The following is a 21,152-nucleotide window of genomic DNA, read 5'->3' as shown; positions in this document are numbered from 1 at the left end:
TTTAAGAAACAAAAAGCCCGCACTCGGACTGGATGCGGGCTTTTGGGTTTCGGGCCGAGCGGGTCAGTGATAGAAATACGGGTCGAGAACGCTGACCTCCGTGATCTTGTCGCATGGTAGGCCGTTGCGTTCGGCGGCCTGGCGGATGGCCTCTTCGTTCGGTCCGTCGTACACGCAGTACGTCTTCTTGTGGTCGTTCGAGACGTACGAATGCACCCAGGTCACGCCGACGGTTTCATTCTTGCCGACGACGGCCTTACATGCTTCGGATCCGCTGTCGTTGGTCGGAATCGCCAGGCCGTCTTTAAAGATTCGTTCGATCATATATCGCGGCATGTGAGTTCCTCCGGGATTCTTGACCGATAGGTACGCAAAGCATGTGCCGTTACCTTCTCGTCATGAGTAAAGGACTCGTGCGGTGAGGCGCGCGAGGACCCGCCGGAGCCGAACGGTTACCTCAGGGTAAGCGCCTTCATCGACGTGATCGAGCGCCGCCTTGATCCAGCGCCGCCCCTCTGCTTCGCTGCCGCCATGCCACCAGAACGTCTCCAACCCGCAGGCGAGTTCGGCGCCGAGGGCTGAGTCGCGGCCTCGGCCGAGTGCCCACTCCAGCGCCGCGCGATAGTTCTCCAGATTGGCGCGGATCCGCGCAAGCCAGGGATTGAGATTCGTCGTCGGGAGCGCATCGCACAGTTTCTTGGCGATTTCGGCAAAATAGCGACAATGTCGCTCGCATGTGCTTTCGCGCACCCCCTCCTCGTCCATCCGTTCCAGGGCATAGGCGCGCGTCGACTCCAGCAACCGGTATCTCATCTCATGGCCGAAGTCGGGCATCACCAACGATTTATCGACCAGCGACGACAGCAGATCGACGACCTCGAACTCTTCGATCGGCTTTGCGGCGCACACCGCAGTCGCAGCTTCCAGATCGAACCCGCCTGCAAATATCCCCAGACGGCAAAACAGCAATCTTTCGGCATCCGACAAAAGATTATAACTCCAGTCGATAGCGGCTCGAAGCGTTTGGTGGCGAGCCGGCGCGGTGCGTCCGCCGCCGGTCAAGAGCCGAAAGCGTTGAGCCAAGTGTTCCGATAGATGGCTGACGCCAAGCGCCCGCACCCGCGCAGCCGCCAACTCGAGCGCCAGTGGGATGCCGTCCAACCGGCGGCTGATCTCGCCGACGCCGGCTACGTTGGCGTCGGTCAGGCTAAAGCGGCTGTCGGAGGCGGCGGCGCGCTGGACGAACAGCGCGACAGCCGCATGCTCTAGCGCGCGAGCCACGGTCAAGCCTTCCGTGCTCTCGGGAGTCGACAAGGTCGACACGGGCACGATGCGCTCGCCTTGGATATGCAGCGGCTCGCGACTCGTCGCCAGAATCCGGACCTGCGGACACGTGCGTAACAGCGCCTCGGCGACTTTGGCGGCGACCGCGATGACATGCTCGCAGTCATCCAAGATCAGCAGCATGCGTTTGGGCTTGAGCGCATGTCCGATCGCTTCGAGCGACGACTGGCCGGGAGACTCGCGCACGCCGAACAGAGCCGCGATCGCGCCGGCTATGAGATCGGAATCGGCCAGCAAAGCAAGGTCGATGAACCACACTCCGTCCTCAAACCGATCGGCGAGCTCCGCGCCGGCTTGCAAGGCAAGCCGAGTCTTGCCCACGCCGCCGACGCCGGTCAGCGTGATGGACCGGTGCTCGTCCAGCAGCTCCGCGATTTGGGCAACTTCTTGATCTCGGCCGATGAGGGACGTGAGCTGCTGCGGCAGATTGTTTCGCAGGGTGTCCAGCGAGCGCAGCAGCGGGAATTTCGCGGTCAGCCCCGACGCGACGAGCTGATGCACGTGTTCGGGTGCGGTCAGGTCCTTGAGGCGGTGGGCGCCCAGCTCGTGCAGCGCTGCCGTTTTTGGCAGCGCATCGCGCACTAGATCCGCTGTCACGTCCGAAACCAATACTTGACCGCCATGACCTATGTCCAGCAGCCGCGCCGTGCGGTTGACCGTCGAGCCGAAGTAGTCGCCGTCGCGCTCGTCCGCAAACCCGGTATGCAGCGCCATGCGCACCTTGAGCCCACCCACGGCCGCAAAGTCGGTCTCCGCGAGCGCGCGCTGGCCGTCGAGCGCCGACGTCAGCGCCTCGCGCGCGTCTTGAAAGACCGAACAAAAAGCATCGCCCACGGTCTTGAACACGTAGCCGCCATGCGACTCGATGGCCGCTCGCAACAGCGCGTCGTGGCGCGCCACCGCGGCGCTCATCGCCTTGGAATCGCGCTCCCAGCGCTCCGTGCTGCCCTCGATGTCGGTGAACAGGAAGGTGACCGTGCCGGTAGGCAGCGACTTCAGCGTGGCAGCTACTCGAGCCTTAGGTTTACTTCGGCGGGCGTTGTCCATCGTGAACCAACCAGACGTCGTCAGTGCGAAGTCTAGAGATTGCGCCGGGGAAATGCCCATCCGGATATCGCGCAAGCCAATCACGCGATCGAATCGCCAGGTATTCGAAATTCTGATATTGGCCGGACCCGCGGTTTCGCCGCAAGATGGCTATCGCGGGGCTAAGGAGATCCCAATATTGAGCTGCCAGCCGGCCGTAAAGATCCAAGAAGGTCCGCTCGTCGACCAGTCCGTGTTTGACCAGCGTGCCCATTTCGTTGAACCAGTTACAGGCGCTCATCTCCTGATGAACCGACGCATCGATGAAACCCCGCGACCCCAGTTCCGCGCGGAACGCCGGGTCTTCCATCTTTGACGGCAGGTCCTTTTGAATGAAACGCAACGCGTCCTGAAGCTCCTGGCTGCGAAACTCTTGGTTGAGCGACAGCACCGCTTCGAGCTGGTTGCGCGACCCCATGTGCCGCAACTGCGCCAGCGCCGCGATCGCCGTTACGGCGATGACGAGGAACGTGCCGACGGCCGCCACCGTGCTCCAAACCTCTAGGCTCAATGTCCAATACCCGCCGAATGAACCGACGCTCCCATTTCAAGAGCGGGTTCGGTCCCCCAGCGGAGTTCTCATTTGCGAATCATCGCTAACGACAAACCCGCATGCCTCTTGGAATGCGGGTCTTTTCTTTCGGGCCGACTGGATTCGAACCAGCGATCTCCTGACCCCCAGGACGATTTTGCCATGTCTGTCAGCTAGTGCCCTCTACTGCTGGAAGCCACGGTCAAATATCTGTTCAAATAGCGAGAAAAAATCAGACTTGAGTCAGGTTGAACACGGCCATCGTAATACAAGACGTAGTAGCCATCGAAGGGCAAGGAAAGGTTCCGCTTCAGATCGACCGCCATATCGGCGTTGTACTCCACCACAAGCCCGTGATTGGGAAGCTCCTCATAACCGGGGCGCCCCGGGGGCACGCGAAACCATACGATGTTCTGGCGCTTGTCGGCGGGCAAGATGGCCATCGCCTTTCGAATTACAAGGCGGTCAATCGGCGGCACGCCGGCTGGAATGTGAGAATCAATTCGACTGTCGGTAATCAATCCCGCGGGGAGTGGAATACCAAAGTCCGAGATCTGCGGGTAATGCACTAACCGCGAGTTTGGGCGCTGCACTTGGCGTTGTTGACGCGACGCTGCGTGATTGTTGACTGCAACCGCATGCCAAAAGACTAATTGCCGCAATGGCGAGGCGACCTAGAATTCGCATGACAATAGTCTCTTAGTGGTGACCGTGAGGCGTTGGAGTCGGGGTTGGGGTTGGAGCGTTGCTTTCGGGCCGACTGGATTCGAACCAGCGATCTCCTGACCCCCAGTCAGGCGCGATAACCAAGCTACGCTACGGCCCGATCTTCTGGCACTTGGGGTTCCTGCGCTTTCGGACGCTCACCTTTGAGGCACGGACCTAAAGGTCCGTGGCTACGATCACGTGGCTATATGATTTACTCTTCGCCATCGAAGTAATCAAGCGCATCGGAGCGGATCAGCCTGCGCTCGGGTGAACGCACGCCCCACTTCTTGCTGTCGGGATAATACACCGATTCGCCGATCGGATTGTCCGCCACGACGTAGATCACCAAGTCTTCAGAACCGTCATTTTTGAACTGATGCGCTTGGCCGGGCTCGAAGATGAATGCGTCGCCGGCCTCGATCGGGGTCGTACCGCCCTCGTGCCGGGCAGTGCCCTTGCCCGAAATCACGTGGTAGAACTCCCACTGAGCGCTATGCGAGTGATAGGGGTAGGGTGTTTTCCCCGGAGCGACGCGGAGGATCTCGACGTCAAACGGATGACGCTCCATGAGGTCCGTGGACTTCGGCTTACGCCCCAGGGCCTCAGAGACCCCAATGCCGGCGCCGCTGAATTTTCCCTTTGGGGATGTCCAGGTATCCTCAGTGATGTCCTTGGTGTTGACCTTGCGCATATGCTGCCGTGGATTGGGCGGCGCGCGAGGGGGCACCTGGCCGCCTAAGAAGTCAAGATTGGTGTGCGAGGGTGTCCGCGTTGACGCGCTTGATGCGACCGCCGTCGAGCTCGATCACGTTAGCCGCGGCCAGCGAGCGCAGCGCGCGTGCGACCACGATGCGGACGGTGCCGCTCAGCTCGGCCAGTTGATTTTGTGAGAGGCCCTTCAGCTCGGGGGAAGCGTCCACCCAACCGGCGGCCTCGCGCGGGATGTACGAGCGGATCGCGCGCGTGATCCGCTCCAAGGTCGTCTCGAACGCGAGGTGTGTGAGACAATCCGCTAGGATCCGCGCGCGCTCGCTCACCACTCGCCCCAACCGAAGCCCGAGCTCCGCGCTCGCTTCGCATGCCTCCTCGAGCGCAAGTCTCGGAATCAGAAGACTCAATGCCCCGCGCGCGCCGGCCGCAAAGCGATATAAGGTCACCCTGCCGTCAAGGGAGGGAACCTCCGCGAATGTCTCGTCGGGCACAGATTGGTACAGCATCTGTTCGCGCCCATCTCGCGACGAGATGATCGCGACCACCGCGCCTTCCGCAACGACGCCTAGAAACGGGAACGGCTGGCCCTGCGGGGCGAACGTCTCGTTCGGGCCAACGCGGCTCTCGATCGCCGCGCCGGCGAGGCGAGCAAGCAGCCGTTTGCCGATCCCGGCAAACAAGGGGCAGCGCGCGATGGCGTCCGCCCGTCGCTGTTCCGCGTCACGAACCATGTAATGCCCGTAAGTATACGGACTAGTCCGTCTTGTTGTCAAGGCCTTGACATGACAATAGACGTACTGGTACGCTCAGCAACATGGGACGAGAAGAACCCTCTGCCGCCCAGCGGCGAATCATGGACGCTGCGCTCGAAAGCTTCAACTTCGACGGCATTCGTGGGGTGAGCGCTGAGACGATCATCGAGCGTGCGGGCGTCGCCAAGATGACCTTCTACAAGCACTTTCCGACGAAAGAGCACCTGAGCGCCGCCTATGTCCGCGAGCGCAGCAAACGATGGATGGCTTGGCTCAAGGAACGCGTGAAGCAGCTCGGGCGCACGCCGAAGCAGCGTTTGCTGGCCGTGTTCGACGTGCTGGCCGAATGGTTCGAGTCAGAAGACTATCGGGGATGCCCCTTTCACCGAGCGGCGGCCGAGTATCCCGACCAAAAGCACCCGATACACAATGAGGTCAGCGAGAATAAGCGACAGCTTCACGCTTACTTCACCGAACTGGCTACGGATGCCGGCGTGCCGAATCGAGCCGATCTAGCTCGCTCCCTCATGATCCTGACGGCCGGGGCTGAGGTCATGTGCAACATCGAGGGTTCGGCGGCGTATGCGAAACAGGCGCGCCGCTCAGCGGCACGCCTGCTTTCCAAGACCTAGTTTATCCCGGGTTGTTGGTCGTCAGTTCCTACGGCCTAGTGACAAGATTATCGTCTAACGTCACCGCACCGTCACGTGCCAGTGCTCTGCCTGTGATCGTCGCGCCGGTGTTGAATGTGATCGATGATTGCGCCAGAACATTTCCAAAGAAAGCCGTGCGCGTTCCAAAGATTCCGGCGCTGCCGAGCTGCCAGGTGACGTTGCACGCGTTGGCGCCGTTGATCAGCCTGACGATGCTATCGGTCGCCGTAGTCAGGGTGGACCCGATCTGGAAGATAAAGACGGGGTTGACCAGGTTCTGCCCGTCCAACGTGACGGTCCCTGTGAGCCCCAGACTCGACGTCGACTTGTAGATGCCGGGCGTGAGGGTCGAACCGCCGATATCCCCGCTCACGATGGTCGGGGCCGGAACCACGCGGTTCATCGCGTTGACGTACGCGGTGGTCAAATCGCCTTGAGCCGTCATCGCGGTAGGATCAGCGCGGTGTATCGAACCGTTGACCACCAGCCCCGGCGGGAATCCGGTGACCGCCGAGCCCGCCCACACCCCGAGTTCGCCGCTCACGATGGTCGGAGTGCCGGTGTTCGTGACCGTGGAGCCGCCCAGCACCGCGAAGTTGGCGGCCGTTCCAAGGGGCACTCCCGTTTGTCCGTTTGTCGTGCACGATGCCGTGCCGGACGGCAGCGCGGAATTAAAGGCTGGAACGGCGCAATTAGTGCCGCACCCGGTCAGGTACGCTATGGCCACTAGCACGGCGATCAGCCGAGCGTGGAAGAAGCGCGTTGTCTTGAGCATATTCACGGTCCTCCCGACCGCCTAGAACTTCACGCCGAGGCCGAGGTAAGGGCCGCTATGCGTCTGGGCGATTGGTGCGTTCTGCTTCGCGACAAACCGATCGCCACTGAAACCACCGTAGAGATACAATGGGAAACGAGCCGAAGAGAGGTCGAGGCCGATATCGTACTTCACGATCTGGTACTGTTCTCGATAGGTCTTGCCGAAATTCGAACTGGCTGGGTCGTTGACCGTATAGTTGCCGCTCGCGCTCGGATAGTAGAACGCGGAGCCGAACCAACCGATCCCCGACTTTAGGTCGGGCAGCTTCTCGAGTCCGCCGCCGATGCCGCTCCAATGCGGATATCCGAAGTTGTTGGAGTTCTGGATGTAACCAGCTCCGATGTAGACCCGCGGCGACGCTACCTTGAACTCCAAGCGCCCATCCCAGTTGCTCTGGCGCGCCTGAAAAACGGGCGTGACCGCGGTGCCGCCGTCGATGGTGAAGAAACTCGTATAGTGGTTGCCGAGCGGGTTGACGATGTTATCGCTCGTGACGTACGTGTCTTGGCGATAGTCGACTTTAAGGGCCCATACTGAGTTTTCTGGCGCAAGCGCTGCGCTCCCCACCCACGATCGGCAGCACTGGCGGTCCGCGAACTCGTTGTAAACCTTGGACCAAGCGTACGCGCCTTGGACGAAGACGGTATAGCCCTGCGGTGCCGGCGTCGGGGTCGGCGTCGGTGTCGGGGTCGGCGGCGGGGTCGGCGCTATCGTCGGCGGAGGCAGCGGGATCGGAGTCGGCGGGATGTACCGCACGATGGCGATGCGCCGGCCGGGAATCCATTGCACGTACGCGCCGAGGGACTCAGACATCACGCGTATCGGCACGACGACCACGCCCTGATAGATCTCAGGCGGAACGTCAAGCGGTCGCGTCTCTCCATTGATCACGGCTTCGTTCTTGCCGACCGTGACCTGCACCGACGCGCCCGGTTTTTGCGCCGTGGCGGTCTTGCTCGCGGCGTTCCACGAAACCGTCGCGCCCATCTGCTCGAACATGCTGCGCAGCGGAACCATGATCACGCCGTTCTTCACGAAAGCGGCGAGAACGCGATTCTGCTTGAGTTCGTCGGGCTTGGCGTAGACGTGGTGGTCGTTATAGAGGATCGGTATCTCGCCGGAGGGCGGCGCACCGAAGTCGGCGGCAGCCGCATTCGCGACGGACGCGAAGCCGCACAGAAGCAGAACGAGAACCGAGGCCGCTGCCAAGCGCGGCGCGGTTGCCGCGCTGGGGGTGTTGGGCCGTTGGCCCGCAAGTCTAGTCACAATTGCCACCGTTCACAAATTCGATCGGACGCCAATGTATGAAGGAATTCTACCCACGTCTATGGGGTCGCCAAACGCCTGCCTGAACCCTGGGAGCCCAGCAAGGCCCCGCTTGGTGCCTCTATAGTAGCACCGTAGGAAGGGCTTAACCTGATACTTTGGTCACACCCGGCGTGCCAGAGCGGCTGCGTTGAGCCGCTTGATACGCCCGCGTTCGAGCTCGATCGCGTTGGCCTCTTCCAACGAGCGCAAGGCGCGCGCCACCACGACGCGCACGGTTCCGGACCGCTCGGCCAGTTGAGTCTGCGAGAGTTCACGCAGCTCGGCGGGGGCGTCCATCCAGTCATCTTCCACGCTTCGCACCAGCGCTAGGATAGCGCGCGCGACGCGCTCCTTGGTCGATGTGAATGCGAGACTCGCTAAACCGTTTGCGACGATCTGCGCGCGTTGCGCGATTGCGCGAGCCAACTGAAGTCCGAGCACGGGGTTTGCTCCACAGGCTTTCTCGAGGGTCGCGTTTGCGATCAGCACCACAACCGCACCACGCGCGCCGGCGGCGGAGCGTCCTAGGCTTGCTTCGCCTCCGAACACGAGCGTCTCGCCAAACGATTCGCCAAACCCGGCCTCATACAGTATCTGGTCGCGGCCGTCTTTGGACGAAACGATCCCGAGCACGGATCCCCGCGCGACGACGCCGAGGTATGCGAATGGCTCGCCCTGCGCGCTGAGCTGCTGATTTGGCGCAAGGTAACGCTCAGTCGCGGCAGCTGCGATATGTGAGAGTAGGCGCTTACCGAGACCGGAGAAGATCGGGCAACGCGCGATCGCGTCGCTTCGAGATTGCCTTGCGGCCAAGTTGCATGAACTCCAAACCCCTACGTGTGCTCTTATCTACTTCTGCGCCGCTTGCCCGAATCCTTACGCCCTAAATAAGCGAAGGGGTGGTTGAACTACTTCTTCTTGCCCTTGTTGACGCTCTCGCGCAGGTCCTTACCCGGATGGAATGCCGGCACGGTGCGCGCCGAGATGGTCAGCTTCTCGCCCGTTTTCGGGTTGCGGCCCTCGCGCGCTTTGCGCTTGCGCGTCTCGAAACTGCCGAAAGGAATGAGCTGGACCTTATCGCCCTTCTGAAGAGCCGATTTGATGCTTTCCAACAACGTATCTACGACCATGGTCACATCGCGTTTGGTGAGTTTGGTCTCGGCTGCAACTTCCTCGATCAGCTCGGCTTTGGTCATCGGGAACCTCCAATTCGGCGGACGAACAAATTCGTGCCACGCGAAGCATGCTTTGGCGCTCGCGTCGACGTCGTGCTCGAAGCAGGCCTCTTCCCTCGCTGGCGGGTGATTCCTGCCCGAAAGCGCGTCAAGCCCTTGTGTCATCAAGCATTGCGGCTACTCCTCGCAATGCCAAGAGGTAGGAATCCACGCCGAAACCGCCGACGGTGCCATTCACCACCGGTGCGATGACCGAACGACGGCGAAACGGCTCGCGCGCGTGAACATTCGAGAGGTGCACTTCGACCTTGGGAACGTCGACGGACGCCAGCGCGTCTCGCAATGCGTACGAGTAGTGCGCGAACGCACCGGGATTGATCACGATCGCGCTTCCCCGCGCGCCCGCCGCGTGAATGGCGTCGATGAGAGCGCCTTCGCCAGAATGCTGCGCGATGCTCACGCTGATCTTGAGCTGCTTGGCAAGCGCGCGGATCGCATCGTCCACCTGGCGCAGCGTCATCGAGCCGTACACGTCAGGCTCGCGCTTTCCCAACGCATTGAGATTGGGACCGTGAAGCACCACGGCAGACCGCACAGCGCGTTTTTTCATCCGCGCGTGGTTCTGCCGTGCGCCGGTGCATCCCTCGATGCAGGAGCGGCGCGACCCGCACTGTGAAGCACGAGTGATGAATTCCGATTATGCGGCTTCAGCGCTCGCGGCAGGCGACACCGTGCGCGTGGTCGCGGCGCGGACCACAGCGCTCGTCAGCGAAGCGCAGGCGCGCCACGGCTGCTCGCCGACCGTCACCGCTGCGCTCGGCAGACTGCTGACCGGCGCCGCGCTCATCGGCTCGTCGTCGAGCGGTCACGAGCGCATCACGCTGCAAGTCGTTGCGGACGGCCCCGTCCGCGGTCTGGTCGCGGAAGTGCGACCCGGCGGCCGCGTGCGCGGTTATCCCGGCAGACCCGGCGCCGACGTGCCGTTGAGCGCCGCCGGCAAATTCGACGTCGGCGCCGTCGTCGGTCGCGGTTTTCTCAACGTGACCAGAATCTACGAGACCGGCCAACCGTATACGAGCTCAGTGCCGTTGCAGACCGGCGAGATCGGAGACGATCTCGCGTACTTTTTCGCCCATTCAGAGCAGATCCCGAGCGTCGTCGCGGTGGGCGTACTTGCAAACCCCCAGGGCGTGCTCGCCGCCGGCGGCATCTTGGCCCAGCTTTTGCCCGGCGCCGATCTCGACGTCACCGGGGCGTTGGAGAAGGCAGCAAGGAGCTTGCCGCATGTGAGCGGCTTGGTGCGCCGCGGACTCACGCCCGAACAACTCGTGAACGAGCTCGCGGGCGCCTTGAACCCGCGAGTCACGCACCTCCAGCCGCTCGAATTCGCGTGCCGATGCAGCCGCGAGCGCGTCGCGAAGGTCGTCGTCGGACTCGGGCGCGCCGAACTCTCGGCCATGGCGCGGGCGCGCGAAGACACCGACGTGCGCTGCGATTTCTGTGGGCAGCACTACTGCTTCTCCCCGGAGGATATCCAAGAGATCTTGGAGTCGGCGGGGGATGAGGCGATGTAGCCCCGAGTTTTCCGGGGCTAAAGCCCCGGCACTACAAAAGCTTTATGCGGATGAACTGGTGGTTGCCGCGCTGCAGCACTTTTCCGTCCCATGACTTTTCGGTGTGCCGCGTGTCGGTCGCGCGCTCGCTGTCGATCTTGATCGCGCCTTGCTCGATCAGGCGCTGCGCGTCCCGACTTGACCCAGCGAGTCCCGTCAGCACGAGCAGCTTCGCAAGCGAGGCTTTGCCGGAACTCGAAGCAAGTTCGTACTCCGGAACATCCTCGGGAATCTCTTTTCGCACGACGGTGCGCTCGAAATGCTCGCGTGCGGCGCCGGACATTTTGGCGCCGTGATAGAGCTCAACGATGGCTTCGGCGAGGTTCATCTTCGATTCCCGGGGCGGTAACGCCATTTGGCGCGCGATCTCGTCATCGCTCGCATACGCCGCCAGTTGCCAGTAGCGCAGCAGCAACGCGTCGGGAATGGACATCACTTGCCCGAACATCTGCCCGGGCGCCTCGCGCAAGGCGATGAAATTGTTCAAGCTCTTGCCCATGCGGACCACGCCGTCGGTGCCCTCGATGATGGGCAACGTCATGCAGATCTGCGGCGCCTGGCCGGCATCTTCTTGCAGTTTGCGGCCCATGAGCAGGTTGAACAACTGCTCGCTGCCGCCCAGTTCCACATCGGCGCGCGTCGCGACCGAATCGTACGCCACGCCCAACGGATACAGAAACTCGTGCAGACCGATCGCGTCGCCTGATTCGTAGCGCTTGGTGAAATCGTCGCGCTCGAGCATGCGCGCAACCGTGGTCTTGCCGGCAAGTCCGACGACGTCGGCAAAGGTCAACTTCGACAACCAGGTGCTGTTGTACACGATTTCGGCTTTGTCGATGTCGAGGATCAACGCCGCCTGGTCGACATAAGTCTCCATATCGCGCTTGATCTCGGCGGCGCTGCGCGGCTTGCGCCCGTCGACACGGCCCGTCGGATCGCCGATCTGCGCAGTGAAGTCACCGACCAGCAGCACCGCCTGATGCCCGAAGTCCTGAAACTCTCGCAACTTGCGCAGCGCCACTGCGTGACCGAGATGAAGCTGCGGGCCGGATGGATCGATGCCGAACTTGACGCGCAACGGCCGGCCCAAGCGCAAGCGCCGTGCAAGTTCCTCGCGTGAAACGACGTCAACCGTGCGGGCGCATAGCGCGTCCACGGTGCGGGTGAGCGCCTGTTCGGTCATGAGCCGTTGTTAAGGTCCCCTGACCCGTTCCCCTTGGCGACTGCGTTTAGAGCACGAGCGGGCGTGGGTATCACTTTCACAGGAGGAGACAACTATGCAACAACCCGTCAGAGAAAGCGGCAGCAATTCGGTTGCGATTTTCGGCATCGTCGCGGTGATCGTCGTCGCGGCGCTCGTAGTGCTCTTCGTATGGAAACCGTGGGCGACCCAGACCCCGCCAAACAACACCACCAACACGACGAACACCATCACGCAGCCGCAGCCGGCTCAAGCCACGCCGGCGCCGAAATACACGTAGGTCCATTCCGGGGCTAGAGCCCCGGCACTACATTTCGGATCATTTAAGTGAGACGATCGTGACGCCGGAGCCGCCCTCGCGGTCCCCGGCCTGCACGGTCGTCGCCACTTGCGGATGGTCGCGCAAGAATTCACGGATGCCGCGCCCTAACTGACCCGTTCCCTTGCCGTGGATGATGCGAAGTTCCGCCGCCCCGGCGAGGCTCGCGCTGTCAAGCGCTTTGTCCACCAGCGGCATGGCCTCGTCGACACGCATGCCCCGGACGTCGATACTGCTCGGCGCATCCGTTAAGACAGGCTCCATCGTCGCATGGCGAGCCGGCGTCACCGGCTTGCCGGCTTGCGCGCTCAACTCCGAACGTGAGACGACGACCTTCACTCCGCCCATCGCGACGAGGGCATCGCGCTCGTAGAGCTCCCGTATCACCCCGGATGCGTCGAAGCTGCGCACGAAGACGGTATCGCCCGCTTTGAAATCTGGGCCGCCGCTCTCTCCGGGCGCTGAGGGCTCGAGCCCGAGCGACTTTCGCATGCCTTCCAAGGTCTTCTCGAGCGCCTTGCCGGCACCGGCTTCGCTCGGCGCTTTTTCCCGCCGCGTCACCTCGGCGCTGCGAAGCGCGCTTTCGACCAGCTCGGCGCGCACTTGACGCACGGCGTCGTGAAGCACGCCGGCGGCACGCAGTTCGAACTGCTTTCGTTCCTTCGCAGCCGCTTCGACCTGCCGCGCGAGTTCCGCTTCGAGCTCCTGACTGCGGCCGCGCTCCGCTTCGAGTTCCGTCTGCTTGCGGCGCATCGCATCGCGTTCGGCGGCGAGCTCCTCAAACGCCCGTTCCAGGCCGCGCGCTTCGACGCCCAACAATTCTTCAGCGCGGGCGATAAGCGCCGGGTCAAGTTTCAGCGCCTTTGCAAGCGGAAACGCCAGCGACTGGCCAGGAACGCCGACGGCCAACACGTAGGTCGGCGCGTTCGTCTCCGGATCGAAGAGCATCGAGGCGTTGGTCACCCGCTCGGCCGCCGCCGCGAACACCTTGAGTTGCGTGAAATGCGTCGTGACGACCGCGCGCGCTCCGCGCGCGAGCAGCGCCTCGACAAAGGCCTGCGCCAGCGCGGCGCCGGCTGACGGCTCGGTGCCGGAGCCGATCTCATCGACCAGCACGAGCGAACGCGGCCCGGCAACGGCGAGCGCTCCTCGCAGCGCTTGCAGATGCGCCGAAAACGACGAAAGATCATCGGCGATCGATTGCTCGTCACCCAATACGCACGCGACGTGCTCGAATCTGCCGAAGCGCGTTCCGGGAGCAGCGGGCAGCGGAATTCCGGCATATGCCAAGACGCAGAACAAGCCGATGGTCTTGAGCGCGACGCTCTTGCCGCCCATGTTCGGACCGGAGATGATGAGCGCGTCGAAACGTTCCCCGAGATCGACGTCGAGCGGCTGGACTTCGCGGCGCAGCAGCGGGTGGCGGCCGGCCACGATGCGCAGCGCGCGATCCTCTCCGAGATCCGGCCGGTTCGCCGCGCGCGCCAGCCCCCAGCGGGCGCGGGCCCCGACGCAGTCGACGCGTGCCAGCAGCGCGGCGTTGGCGCGCAATGCGTCCGAGTCATCGCCCACGGCGGCGCTGAGCTCCGCTAGGATGCGCGCGATTTCGCGCTCCTCCGCGGACTCGAGCGAGCGCAGCCGGTTATTGGCGTCGACGCACGCCATCGGCTCGATGTAGGCGGTGGCGCCGGACGCCGACTCGTCATGCACGACGCCCTCGAACTGGGCGACGTACTCGCGGCGCACCGGCAGCACGTAACGGCCCTCGCGCACGGTAACGACCGCCTCCGACAGCAGTTTGGCGACGCTGGGCTTGCGCACCAGCGCTTGGCAGCGTTCGCGAACCTCTTCTTGCAGCGCGCGCTGCTGGCGACGGATCTTGCTCAGCTCAGAGGATGCACCATCCGCGATCCGCCCGTCCGGTTCCACGGCTCGATCGATGCGAGCCACGAGCGCGAACGTGTCCAGGCGCCGGCCGAGCAGCTCCTTGAAGCGCCCGCTCGGGCGCAGCACGGAGTGCGTTTTGGCGCGTCCGCACGCGGCGAGCGCGCGTTCAGCATCCGCGATGCTTCGCAGATCGGTGCCCGACAACGAAGCACCGAGCGCGGCGCGTTCGAGCATGGGCACGACGTCAACGCTGCCGCCGAAAGCGATGCTGCCGCCGGCCTGAACGAAGGCCGCCGCATCTTCGACAAGGAGCTGTTCGGTCTGGGCGTTTGCGATGTCCGGCAGCGGACTCAGGTCGCGCACGGCCGCTTCCCCGGGAGCACAGGTCGCCTGGCCGGCGATTTGGTCGATGACCTCCGGAAATTCGAGCGCCGCCAGAGTTTCCGGCGACAGCGCCGACGACATGTCTAGCCGAGCCGTTGCTTGAGCAGCGAGCGCACCATGTCCACGTTGGCCTTGCCGCGGCTTTGCTTCATCACCTGGCCGACGAGAAACTCGAAAGCCTTCTCCTTGCCGGCTTTGTAGGACGCCACCGAGTCGGCGTTCGCGGCGATCGCCGCATCCACAAAGCCCGCGATGGCCGATGAGTCGGACGTCTGCGCGAGGCCGCGCTCTTTGACCACGTCTTCGGGAGCGCGCCCGTCCGCGACCATGACGTCGCATACTTCTTTGGCCGCTTTGCCGGAGATCGCGCCGCTCTTCAGCATGCCGATCAGGCTGGCTAGCTGCTCGGGCTTCATCGGCGTCCGTTCCAGCGTGAGGTCGTGCTTTTGCAAGCAGCGGCGCACATCACCCATCATCCAGTTGGCGGCCTGCTTCGGGTCGCCGCTCGCGGCGGCCACCGCTTCGAAAAATCCAGCCGTGAAGCGGTCCTCGGTCAGCACGCCGGCGTCATACGGCGTCAGGCCGAAGGCGCGAACGTAACGCTCGCGTTTGGCAGCGGGCAGCTCCGGAAGGTCGCCGCGCCAGCGTTCGATGGCCGCGGCCTCGATCGTCAACGGCACGAGATCGGGGTCGGGGAAATAGCGATAATCGTGCGCGTACTCTTTGGAACGCATCGAGTGCGTCGCGCCGCTGGCTTCGTCCCAGCCCCGCGTTTCCTGAACGATGCGTTCGCCCGCGCCAAGGCACTTCTGCATGCGTTCGATCTCGTAGGCGAGCGCTTGCCCCACCATCTTGAACGAGTTGAGGTTCTTGATCTCGGTCTTGGTGCCGAGCTCGGTCGTGCCCGCCTCGCGCACCGAGACGTTGGCGTCGCAGCGCAGCGAGCCCTCATGCATCTTCACGTCCGAAACGCCGATGTACGACAGCACCGCCTTGAGCTCAGCGAGGTATGCTTGCGCCTCTTCCGGCGAATCGATGTCAGGTTCCGTGACGATCTCCATCAGCGGCACGCCGGCACGGTTGAAATCCACGAGCGTATACGCCGAGCGCGCGATGTTTCCGCCGGCGTGCGTGTTCTTGCCCGTGTCTTCCTCGAGATGGATGCGGTTGAGCCGGACGCGTTTGCCGGAAGGAAGCCGCACCGCGCCGCCGGTGGTCAGCGGCATGTCGTATTGGGATATCTGATAGTTCTTAGGCATATCCGGATAGAAATAGTTCTTGCGATCGAACTTCGAATGCGGCGCCACCGCGCACTCGAGCGCGAGACCGGTCTTGCACAGGAACTCGACCGCGCGCCGGTTGATGACCGGCAGCGAACCGGGCATGCCCAGACACACCGGGCACACGTTGCTGTTCGGCGGCGCGCCGAACTCGTTGCGGCAGCCGCAAAACATCTTGCTCTCGGTCGCCAGCTCCACGTGCACTTCGAGCCCGATCACCGCTTCCAACGTCATCGCGCGCCACCCGCGGCGGCGTGCAGCACCGGGTCGCGCACGCTCGCGTGCCGTGTCGCCTGCTCGTACGCGTGGGCCACGCCGAGCATGCGGCCTTCTTCGAACGCCGGCGCCACGAGTTGCAATCCGACGGGCAAGTCGTCGACGTAACCGGCGGGCACCGACAGCGCCGGCACGCCGGCAAGACTCATCGGGATGGTGAAATAATCCATCAGGTACATCGCGACCGGGTCTTGGGACTTGGCGCCCAGCTCGAAAGCAGGGCATGAAGCGGCCGGGCATGCGATCACGTCGCAGCGCGCAAAAGCTTCGTCGAAATCTTGTTTCATCAGCGTGCGGACCTTCTGCGCCCGCACGTAATAGGCGTCGTAGTAACCGGAGCTCAACGCGTACGTGCCGAGCACGATGCGCCGCTTCACCTCCTGGCCGAACCCCGCGGCGCGGGTCCGCTCGAACATCGTGAAGACGTCCGCGTCGCCCTCCGTGCGCAGTCCGTAGCGCACGCCGTCGTAGCGCGCCAGGTTGGACGAGCACTCAGCCGGCGCGATGAGATAGTACGTCGCAAGCCCATATTTGGCGTGCGGCAGCTTCACGTGGACGAGCTCGGCGCCCAGTTTCTTGAGATCTTCGTACGCAGCGGCGAAGAGCGCGGACATCGCCTTGTCGGACTGCATGCTCTCCTCGAATTCGTCGACGATGCCGACGCGGACGCCGCGCAGATCCTGGCGCAGCATGCCGGCGTAGTGCGGCACCGGAACGTCCACGCTGGTCGAGTCCATCGGATCGTGGCCGGCGATGACCTCGAGCGTATCGGCGCTGTCGCGCACGTCGAGGGTCAAGGGGCCCGCCTGATCGAGCGATGACGCAAACGCGATGATGCCGTATCGCGACACGCGGCCATAGGTCGGTTTCACGCCGACCACGTTGCAGAACGACGCCGGCTCGCGGATGGAGCCGCCGGTATCGGTGCCAAGCGCGATCGGGACCGCGCGCGATCCCACCGTGCTCGCGCTGCCCCCGGACGACCCGCCGGGCACGCCTTCGGGATCCCACGGGTTGCGTGTCGGAAAGAACGCTGAGTTCTCGCAGGACGAGCCCATGGCGAACTCATCCATGTTCGTCTTGCCGACGATGACCGCGCCGGCGGCTTCGAGCCGCTCGACCACGGTCGCCGAGTACGGCGGAATGAAGTTCTCGAGGATCTTGGAGCCGCTCGTGGTGCGCACGTCCTTGGTGCAGAAAAGATCTTTGACCGCCACCGGCACGCCCGCAAGTAAGCCGGGGTTCTCGCCTTTGGCGATGCGCGCGTCGATCGCTCGCGCGGCTGCGAGCGCGCGCTCCGGCGTGAGCGTGATGTACGCTTTGAGCGTCGGTTCGAGCAGCTCGATCGCGCGAAGCGCCGCTTCGGCGGCTTCAACGGCGCTCGACTCGCGCTTGAGGATCGCGTCGCGGATCTCGTGACCGGTTCTCATCCCGTCACTCCAAGATCCGCGGGACCTTGAAATAAGGTCCTTCCGTTTCCGGCGCGTTTTGCAGCGCTGCCTCATGGTCCAAGCACGGCGTGACCACGTCGTCGCGCAGCACGTTGTGCAATGGTATCACTTGGGCGGTCGCCGGCACGTGTTCGACGTCGAGCGCCTGCAACTCGCGGATGAAATCGAAAAGCCGCCCGAATTGCGCCGAAAACGTCTGTGCTTCCGCTTTGGTGAGAGCCAAGCGCGCGAGCTTGGACACATGGGCGATGTCGATGGGAACTTCAGGCATCGTTAGTTTTTTCCTTAAACCGAGGCTAAAGCCCCAGCACTACATTAGATCGAATTCGGCGACCGCTTCCACGTGGCCGGTGTGCGGGAACATGTCGTACGGCGTCGCCCGCAGCATGCGATACCCGCCTTCACACAGCAGACGTGCATCGCGGGCCAGCGTGGCTGGATTGCACGACACGTAGAGCACCTTTGGGACGCGCCACTGCGCGATGACCGCAAGCACTCCGGCTTCGCAGCCCTTGCGCGGAGGATCGACGATGACTGCGCTTGCGCCTTCAAACAGGCTGCGTCCGCGCTCGCCGGCTACTGCAACGCTTGCACCGGCCGTCTCGAAAGCGGCATTCACCACGGCGTTGGCGGCGGCGTTTGCGACCGCTTCGTCAACCGCCGGTTTGAACCATTCGACTCCCGTGCTGGCGATACCGCGTTTGCCGAGGATGACGCCGAAGGTGCCGACTCCGCAATACAGATCGACGACGCGCTGCGCGCCGCTCAGCGCGGTCAACACGTGCTGCGCTATCAGCTCGAGCACGGCGCTGTGCACTTGGAAGAACGACGCGACCCCGAAGCGCAGCGTTGCGCCGGCGATGCGTTCTTGCAATGAAGGCGTGCCCCACAGCGTGGCCGAGCGCTCGCCGAAAAGCACGTTGTCGCTCACCGGTTCCCAGTTGCTGACCAAGCCCGTCACGTGCGGCATGCGCTTGCGCAGTTCGTCGACGAGTTCGCCAAGCGCGCGATTGGCCTTCACGCCGTTGAACGAGACGACGAGCTCGGGGCCGGTCGCGCTCGCGCGCGCGACGACATGGCGGATACCCTCGAACGCCTGCGGCGCGTCGTTTGCGAACGCCACTAGGGAGCGCACCGCCTCATCAAGTCGCGGCAACAACACCGGACAATGCTCGATGGGAACCACCCGGTGCGAGCGAGCCTCGTAGAAACCCAGGCGCATCGCGCCCTTGATGAAGCGCGGCACGAGACTGACCTTGTTGCGGTAACCCTGGTCGTGCGACGCGAGCGCGCTGACCGTCGGCGCCACGTCGGGGTCATGAAATCCGCCAAGCCGCGTCAGCGCATCCGCGACGAGGCGCCGCTTCCATGCGAGCTGCGCTTCGTACCGGAGGTGCAGCACCTGGCAGCCGCCGCATAGCGGAAAAACCGGACACATCGACGCGACGCGATCCGGGGACTCCGCTTCGATGGCGACCACGTGAGCGCTAACGTAGCTGCGCTTCTTCGCGTCGATCGCGATGCGCACGCGCTCGCCGGGCAGGCCGCCCGTCACAAATGCCACGAGGCCGTTGATGCGGCCGACGCCTTGACCGTTATCGAGCAGATCTTCGAGGGTTATTGATTCGCTGACGAGGTCGTTCGGCGCCGGCTCACCCGCGCCGTTGGTCTTCAACGAGTGTCCGCCGGAGCTGATCGGCTTCGTCGATAAGGGCTTGAATGCGGTCTCGGGTCGGATTGGGTGGTTCCGGAGCGATCATGGAACGCACGAACAGATACGTGCCGACCGCCGACGCGACGAAGACCGCCACCCAGAGCACCGGGTACAACCAGCGCGCGCTCATGCGCTAAGCATTTCTTTAGTCATTTTGTAGTGCGTTTCGGCGCGGCGTTGCGCGGCCTCCTCCTCGCGCCCGGAATCGTGCGCGGCCATCGTCTGATAAGACGCCAGCAGGCATATCCCGCTCCCACCGACCGTGAACACCAGACGCCGGCCATCGATGTCGGCGACGTAAACCGCCGTACCGCCGTGCAGAGGTCTTGCGGCAACGATGCGCAGGGGCGCGCTCGCGACGCGCGCGCGAAGCCAGGCTTTGATCTTCTTCATCAGCGACGCGATCACAGACGACTCGGTTCTGGCGGCGTACGCTCTTCGCCGGCCATCCAGGCGGGCACGAGCCAGCGCAGCGCGGTCACACGATCTCCGAGCGAGAGACGCGAGGCGATCGTGTAGTGCGGACTTCGCGCGGGCAGCGCGCCTTCAACAAGACGCAGAACGCGATGCGGTTCGCCGGCCACGCTCGTCAAGCGCTGCGCAAAACCGCTCAGCGCTGCGCGCATGAGCGTTTCAGCCGCCGCGACGACGACTGCCCCCGTGTCTTGCACGGTGGGCAGCGGCCCATCAAGCGCCGCGCTCACGAGCGCTTCCACCGCGCCCCGGTCGGCGCTGAGGACGAGCGAGCCCTGGCCGCCCGTGGTGAACGCCAAGCGCAACTGGCCCTTTGGCATGACCGGCGCAGCGACGCGGCGCGTTTCGATGCCTGACACCGTCACCGTCACCCGCGCGGCCTCGGCCAATGCTGATGCGGCTGCGCGCACCGCCTTCGAAAGCGTGAGTTCGGGTTCGCGTGAGGACTCGCTATCGGGTTCACCGCGCGCGTCGCCTCGTTCCGGCTTGGCCGCGACAGTGCCGGGCCGCGTTGTTACCGAGCGATTCGCAGCGCCTGGCCGCGGATCGCTTCGCGCGCTTGCGCCCCGCTCGGTCGCCACGCCCGCGCGCCAGCCATGTGAGTTGCCCGCGATGCTGCACGAGCCGCCCGCCGATGCGCTGGAGTCATCGGCGGCGACATCGCGCGAGACATACTCAACGCGAGGGGGCGGCGCCTCGACGCATCCGGCGAGCGTGGCGAGAAAGCGAGCGGCAAGACGCGCAAGCATGTGGCCGCTGCGCGAGTTGGACTTGCCGAGCTTGGCTCGAAGCGTTCCGGTGGATTCTTCATGGGGTGCGCCGATCATCGTGCGCGCGAGCTCTCGAGCGAGCTCGTCGTCGAACTCGACCCACCAGAGCGATTTGCCGCTGGTCCCCTCAAAGCGCCAGGCGTGATCGAGCGCGGGCATCTGGCCGGCGGAGCGGCACGTGATATCCGCATTCAAATACGCGCGCAGCTCGCGCGTCAGTGCTTCTCCCAGGCGGCCGGTCGCGTTTGCACTTGCGAGGGCGGCGTTCAGTGCCTGAGGCGCGGGCTCTTTCGATGCTGTCGCATCTTCGGATTCTGCCGCCTCTTCAGACTCTGCCGGCCCAAGCGCCGCGACCAGGCGGTCGAGGTCGGCGTCGCTTAGCTTGGCCACGGGTGCCTGCGCGCTGCGCCCGCCTGCGCGCGCGCGATGCGGCGCTCCAGACCGCGGCGCAAGGCTGCCCAATGCCGCTGAACGCCTCGCGCGACATCCGCTTCGCCCAGCGCGTCGGTTTCAGTGTCGTGCATGGCGCTCGAGCGAGCGGCACTCCCCACGCGATGAGCTTCAAGAGCTGCACATGCAAAAGATCGCCAGACCGACTCGCGTCCCATGTCCTCACGGTTGCTCATCTGCGTCTTTACTTCCAACTCACGAGCGCGGGCGTGGAGCCTCGCCTGGCCGAGTGCTGCTCGGGCTTGGG

Annotated in this window: 24 protein-coding genes and 1 tRNA gene; 3 read left to right on the top strand and 22 right to left on the bottom strand. The window is 64.0% G+C overall.

The features are described from left to right. Nucleotides 1–63: 63 nt before the first annotated feature. The 7 genes from VN934_03000 to VN934_02970 all read right to left on the bottom strand — a co-directional run bounded on the left by VN934_03000 (nucleotide 64) and on the right by VN934_02970 (nucleotide 5,061). On the bottom strand, nucleotides 64–324 hold the full coding sequence (locus VN934_03000; GenBank protein HXM17758.1) for a DUF4242 domain-containing protein: 261 nt from the start codon (nucleotides 322–324) through the stop codon (nucleotides 64–66). Between the two features lie 72 nt (nucleotides 325–396). Beyond that, complete coding sequence (locus VN934_02995; protein HXM17757.1) at nucleotides 397–2,391, bottom strand: adenylate/guanylate cyclase domain-containing protein; 1,995 nt, start codon at nucleotides 2,389–2,391, stop codon at nucleotides 397–399. Next, entirely contained in the window at nucleotides 2,369–2,941 is a 573-nt protein-coding gene (locus VN934_02990) for a hypothetical protein (GenBank protein ID HXM17756.1), read from the bottom strand. The genes VN934_02995 and VN934_02990 overlap by 23 nt, the downstream gene beginning before the upstream one ends. A gap of 194 nt (nucleotides 2,942–3,135) precedes the next feature. Then, nucleotides 3,136–3,624 (bottom strand): hypothetical protein, encoded by a 489-nt coding sequence (locus VN934_02985; GenBank protein HXM17755.1) that lies wholly within the window; start codon nucleotides 3,622–3,624, stop codon nucleotides 3,136–3,138. Between the two features lie 89 nt (nucleotides 3,625–3,713). Beyond that, nucleotides 3,714–3,788: transfer RNA gene (locus tag VN934_02980), tRNA-Pro, on the bottom strand. 93 nt (nucleotides 3,789–3,881) lie between these two features. Continuing rightward, nucleotides 3,882–4,361, bottom strand: a complete 480-nt coding sequence (locus tag VN934_02975) for a cupin domain-containing protein (GenBank protein HXM17754.1) — start codon at nucleotides 4,359–4,361, stop codon at nucleotides 3,882–3,884. 52 nt (nucleotides 4,362–4,413) lie between these two features. Further along, complete coding sequence (locus VN934_02970; GenBank protein ID HXM17753.1) at nucleotides 4,414–5,061, bottom strand: Crp/Fnr family transcriptional regulator; 648 nt, start codon at nucleotides 5,059–5,061, stop codon at nucleotides 4,414–4,416. A 173-nt stretch (nucleotides 5,062–5,234) separates the two neighbouring features. On the opposite strand from VN934_02970, the gene VN934_02965 reads away from it, so the two are divergent. Beyond that, nucleotides 5,235–5,765 (top strand): TetR/AcrR family transcriptional regulator, encoded by a 531-nt coding sequence (locus tag VN934_02965; protein HXM17752.1) that lies wholly within the window; start codon nucleotides 5,235–5,237, stop codon nucleotides 5,763–5,765. A 28-nt stretch (nucleotides 5,766–5,793) separates the two neighbouring features. Here the strand turns inward: VN934_02965 and VN934_02960 are convergent, their stop codons facing one another. From VN934_02960 to aroQ, 5 genes are all read right to left on the bottom strand, one after another. Further along, a complete protein-coding gene (locus tag VN934_02960) occupies nucleotides 5,794–6,561 on the bottom strand; it encodes an ice-binding family protein (protein HXM17751.1) in 768 nt (255 codons plus the stop codon). Between the two features lie 21 nt (nucleotides 6,562–6,582). Continuing rightward, nucleotides 6,583–7,869: a copper amine oxidase N-terminal domain-containing protein gene (locus tag VN934_02955; protein ID HXM17750.1), complete on the bottom strand. Its 1,287-nt coding sequence runs from the start codon at nucleotides 7,867–7,869 to the stop codon at nucleotides 6,583–6,585. Nucleotides 7,870–8,031: 162 nt separating this feature from the next. Further along, nucleotides 8,032–8,724: a Crp/Fnr family transcriptional regulator gene (locus VN934_02950; protein HXM17749.1), complete on the bottom strand. Its 693-nt coding sequence runs from the start codon at nucleotides 8,722–8,724 to the stop codon at nucleotides 8,032–8,034. A 95-nt stretch (nucleotides 8,725–8,819) separates the two neighbouring features. Then, nucleotides 8,820–9,107: an HU family DNA-binding protein gene (locus VN934_02945; protein HXM17748.1), complete on the bottom strand. Its 288-nt coding sequence runs from the start codon at nucleotides 9,105–9,107 to the stop codon at nucleotides 8,820–8,822. Nucleotides 9,108–9,234: 127 nt separating this feature from the next. Beyond that, on the bottom strand, nucleotides 9,235–9,696 hold the full coding sequence (gene aroQ / locus VN934_02940) for a type II 3-dehydroquinate dehydratase (protein HXM17747.1): 462 nt from the start codon (nucleotides 9,694–9,696) through the stop codon (nucleotides 9,235–9,237). Nucleotides 9,697–9,772: 76 nt separating this feature from the next. Here aroQ and hslO point away from each other — a divergent pair, with 76 nt between their 5' ends. Next, nucleotides 9,773–10,660, top strand: coding sequence for an Hsp33 family molecular chaperone HslO (gene hslO, locus VN934_02935; GenBank protein HXM17746.1), 888 nt, complete (start codon nucleotides 9,773–9,775; stop codon nucleotides 10,658–10,660). Between the two features lie 31 nt (nucleotides 10,661–10,691). Here hslO and tyrS read toward each other — a convergent pair whose 3' ends face one another. Next, a complete protein-coding gene (gene tyrS / locus VN934_02930) occupies nucleotides 10,692–11,882 on the bottom strand; it encodes a tyrosine--tRNA ligase (protein HXM17745.1) in 1,191 nt (396 codons plus the stop codon). A 94-nt stretch (nucleotides 11,883–11,976) separates the two neighbouring features. Here tyrS and VN934_02925 point away from each other — a divergent pair, with 94 nt between their 5' ends. After that, on the top strand, nucleotides 11,977–12,180 hold the full coding sequence (locus VN934_02925; GenBank protein ID HXM17744.1) for a hypothetical protein: 204 nt from the start codon (nucleotides 11,977–11,979) through the stop codon (nucleotides 12,178–12,180). 39 nt (nucleotides 12,181–12,219) lie between these two features. On the opposite strand, the gene VN934_02920 is transcribed toward VN934_02925, so the two are convergent. From VN934_02920 to VN934_02880, 9 genes are read right to left on the bottom strand one after another with little or no spacing between them, the layout of a single operon-like run. Beyond that, entirely contained in the window at nucleotides 12,220–14,571 is a 2,352-nt protein-coding gene (locus tag VN934_02920; GenBank protein ID HXM17743.1) for a Smr/MutS family protein, read from the bottom strand. A gap of 2 nt (nucleotides 14,572–14,573) precedes the next feature. Then, nucleotides 14,574–16,004, bottom strand: coding sequence for an Asp-tRNA(Asn)/Glu-tRNA(Gln) amidotransferase subunit GatB (gene gatB, locus VN934_02915; GenBank protein ID HXM17742.1), 1,431 nt, complete (start codon nucleotides 16,002–16,004; stop codon nucleotides 14,574–14,576). Beyond that, nucleotides 16,001–17,476: an Asp-tRNA(Asn)/Glu-tRNA(Gln) amidotransferase subunit GatA gene (gatA, locus tag VN934_02910; GenBank protein HXM17741.1), complete on the bottom strand. Its 1,476-nt coding sequence runs from the start codon at nucleotides 17,474–17,476 to the stop codon at nucleotides 16,001–16,003. The genes gatB and gatA overlap by 4 nt, the downstream gene beginning before the upstream one ends. A 4-nt stretch (nucleotides 17,477–17,480) precedes the next feature. Then, a complete protein-coding gene (gatC, locus tag VN934_02905; GenBank protein HXM17740.1) occupies nucleotides 17,481–17,768 on the bottom strand; it encodes an Asp-tRNA(Asn)/Glu-tRNA(Gln) amidotransferase subunit GatC in 288 nt (95 codons plus the stop codon). Nucleotides 17,769–17,807: 39 nt separating this feature from the next. After that, nucleotides 17,808–19,172 carry a 23S rRNA (uracil(1939)-C(5))-methyltransferase RlmD gene (gene rlmD, locus VN934_02900; GenBank protein ID HXM17739.1) on the bottom strand — a complete coding sequence of 455 codons (1,365 nt, stop codon included), beginning with the start codon at nucleotides 19,170–19,172 and terminating at the stop codon, nucleotides 17,808–17,810. Then, nucleotides 19,150–19,341, bottom strand: coding sequence for a hypothetical protein (locus VN934_02895; GenBank protein HXM17738.1), 192 nt, complete (start codon nucleotides 19,339–19,341; stop codon nucleotides 19,150–19,152). Before VN934_02895 ends, rlmD begins: the two co-directional genes overlap by 23 nt. Then, nucleotides 19,338–19,619, bottom strand: a complete 282-nt coding sequence (locus VN934_02890; GenBank protein HXM17737.1) for a hypothetical protein — start codon at nucleotides 19,617–19,619, stop codon at nucleotides 19,338–19,340. Before VN934_02890 ends, VN934_02895 begins: the two co-directional genes overlap by 4 nt. Continuing rightward, complete coding sequence (locus tag VN934_02885; protein HXM17736.1) at nucleotides 19,616–20,845, bottom strand: hypothetical protein; 1,230 nt, start codon at nucleotides 20,843–20,845, stop codon at nucleotides 19,616–19,618. The genes VN934_02890 and VN934_02885 overlap by 4 nt, the downstream gene beginning before the upstream one ends. After that, nucleotides 20,833–20,979: a hypothetical protein gene (locus VN934_02880; GenBank protein ID HXM17735.1), complete on the bottom strand. Its 147-nt coding sequence runs from the start codon at nucleotides 20,977–20,979 to the stop codon at nucleotides 20,833–20,835. The genes VN934_02885 and VN934_02880 overlap by 13 nt, the downstream gene beginning before the upstream one ends. Between the last annotated feature and the right edge of the window lie 173 nt (nucleotides 20,980–21,152).

This window comes from Candidatus Tumulicola sp. (assembly GCA_035601835.1).
GTDB lineage: Bacteria > Vulcanimicrobiota > Vulcanimicrobiia > Eremiobacterales > Eremiobacteraceae > DATNNM01.
Note: the sequence above shows the minus strand (reverse complement) of the source record. Positions and strands in the feature narration are given on the sequence as shown.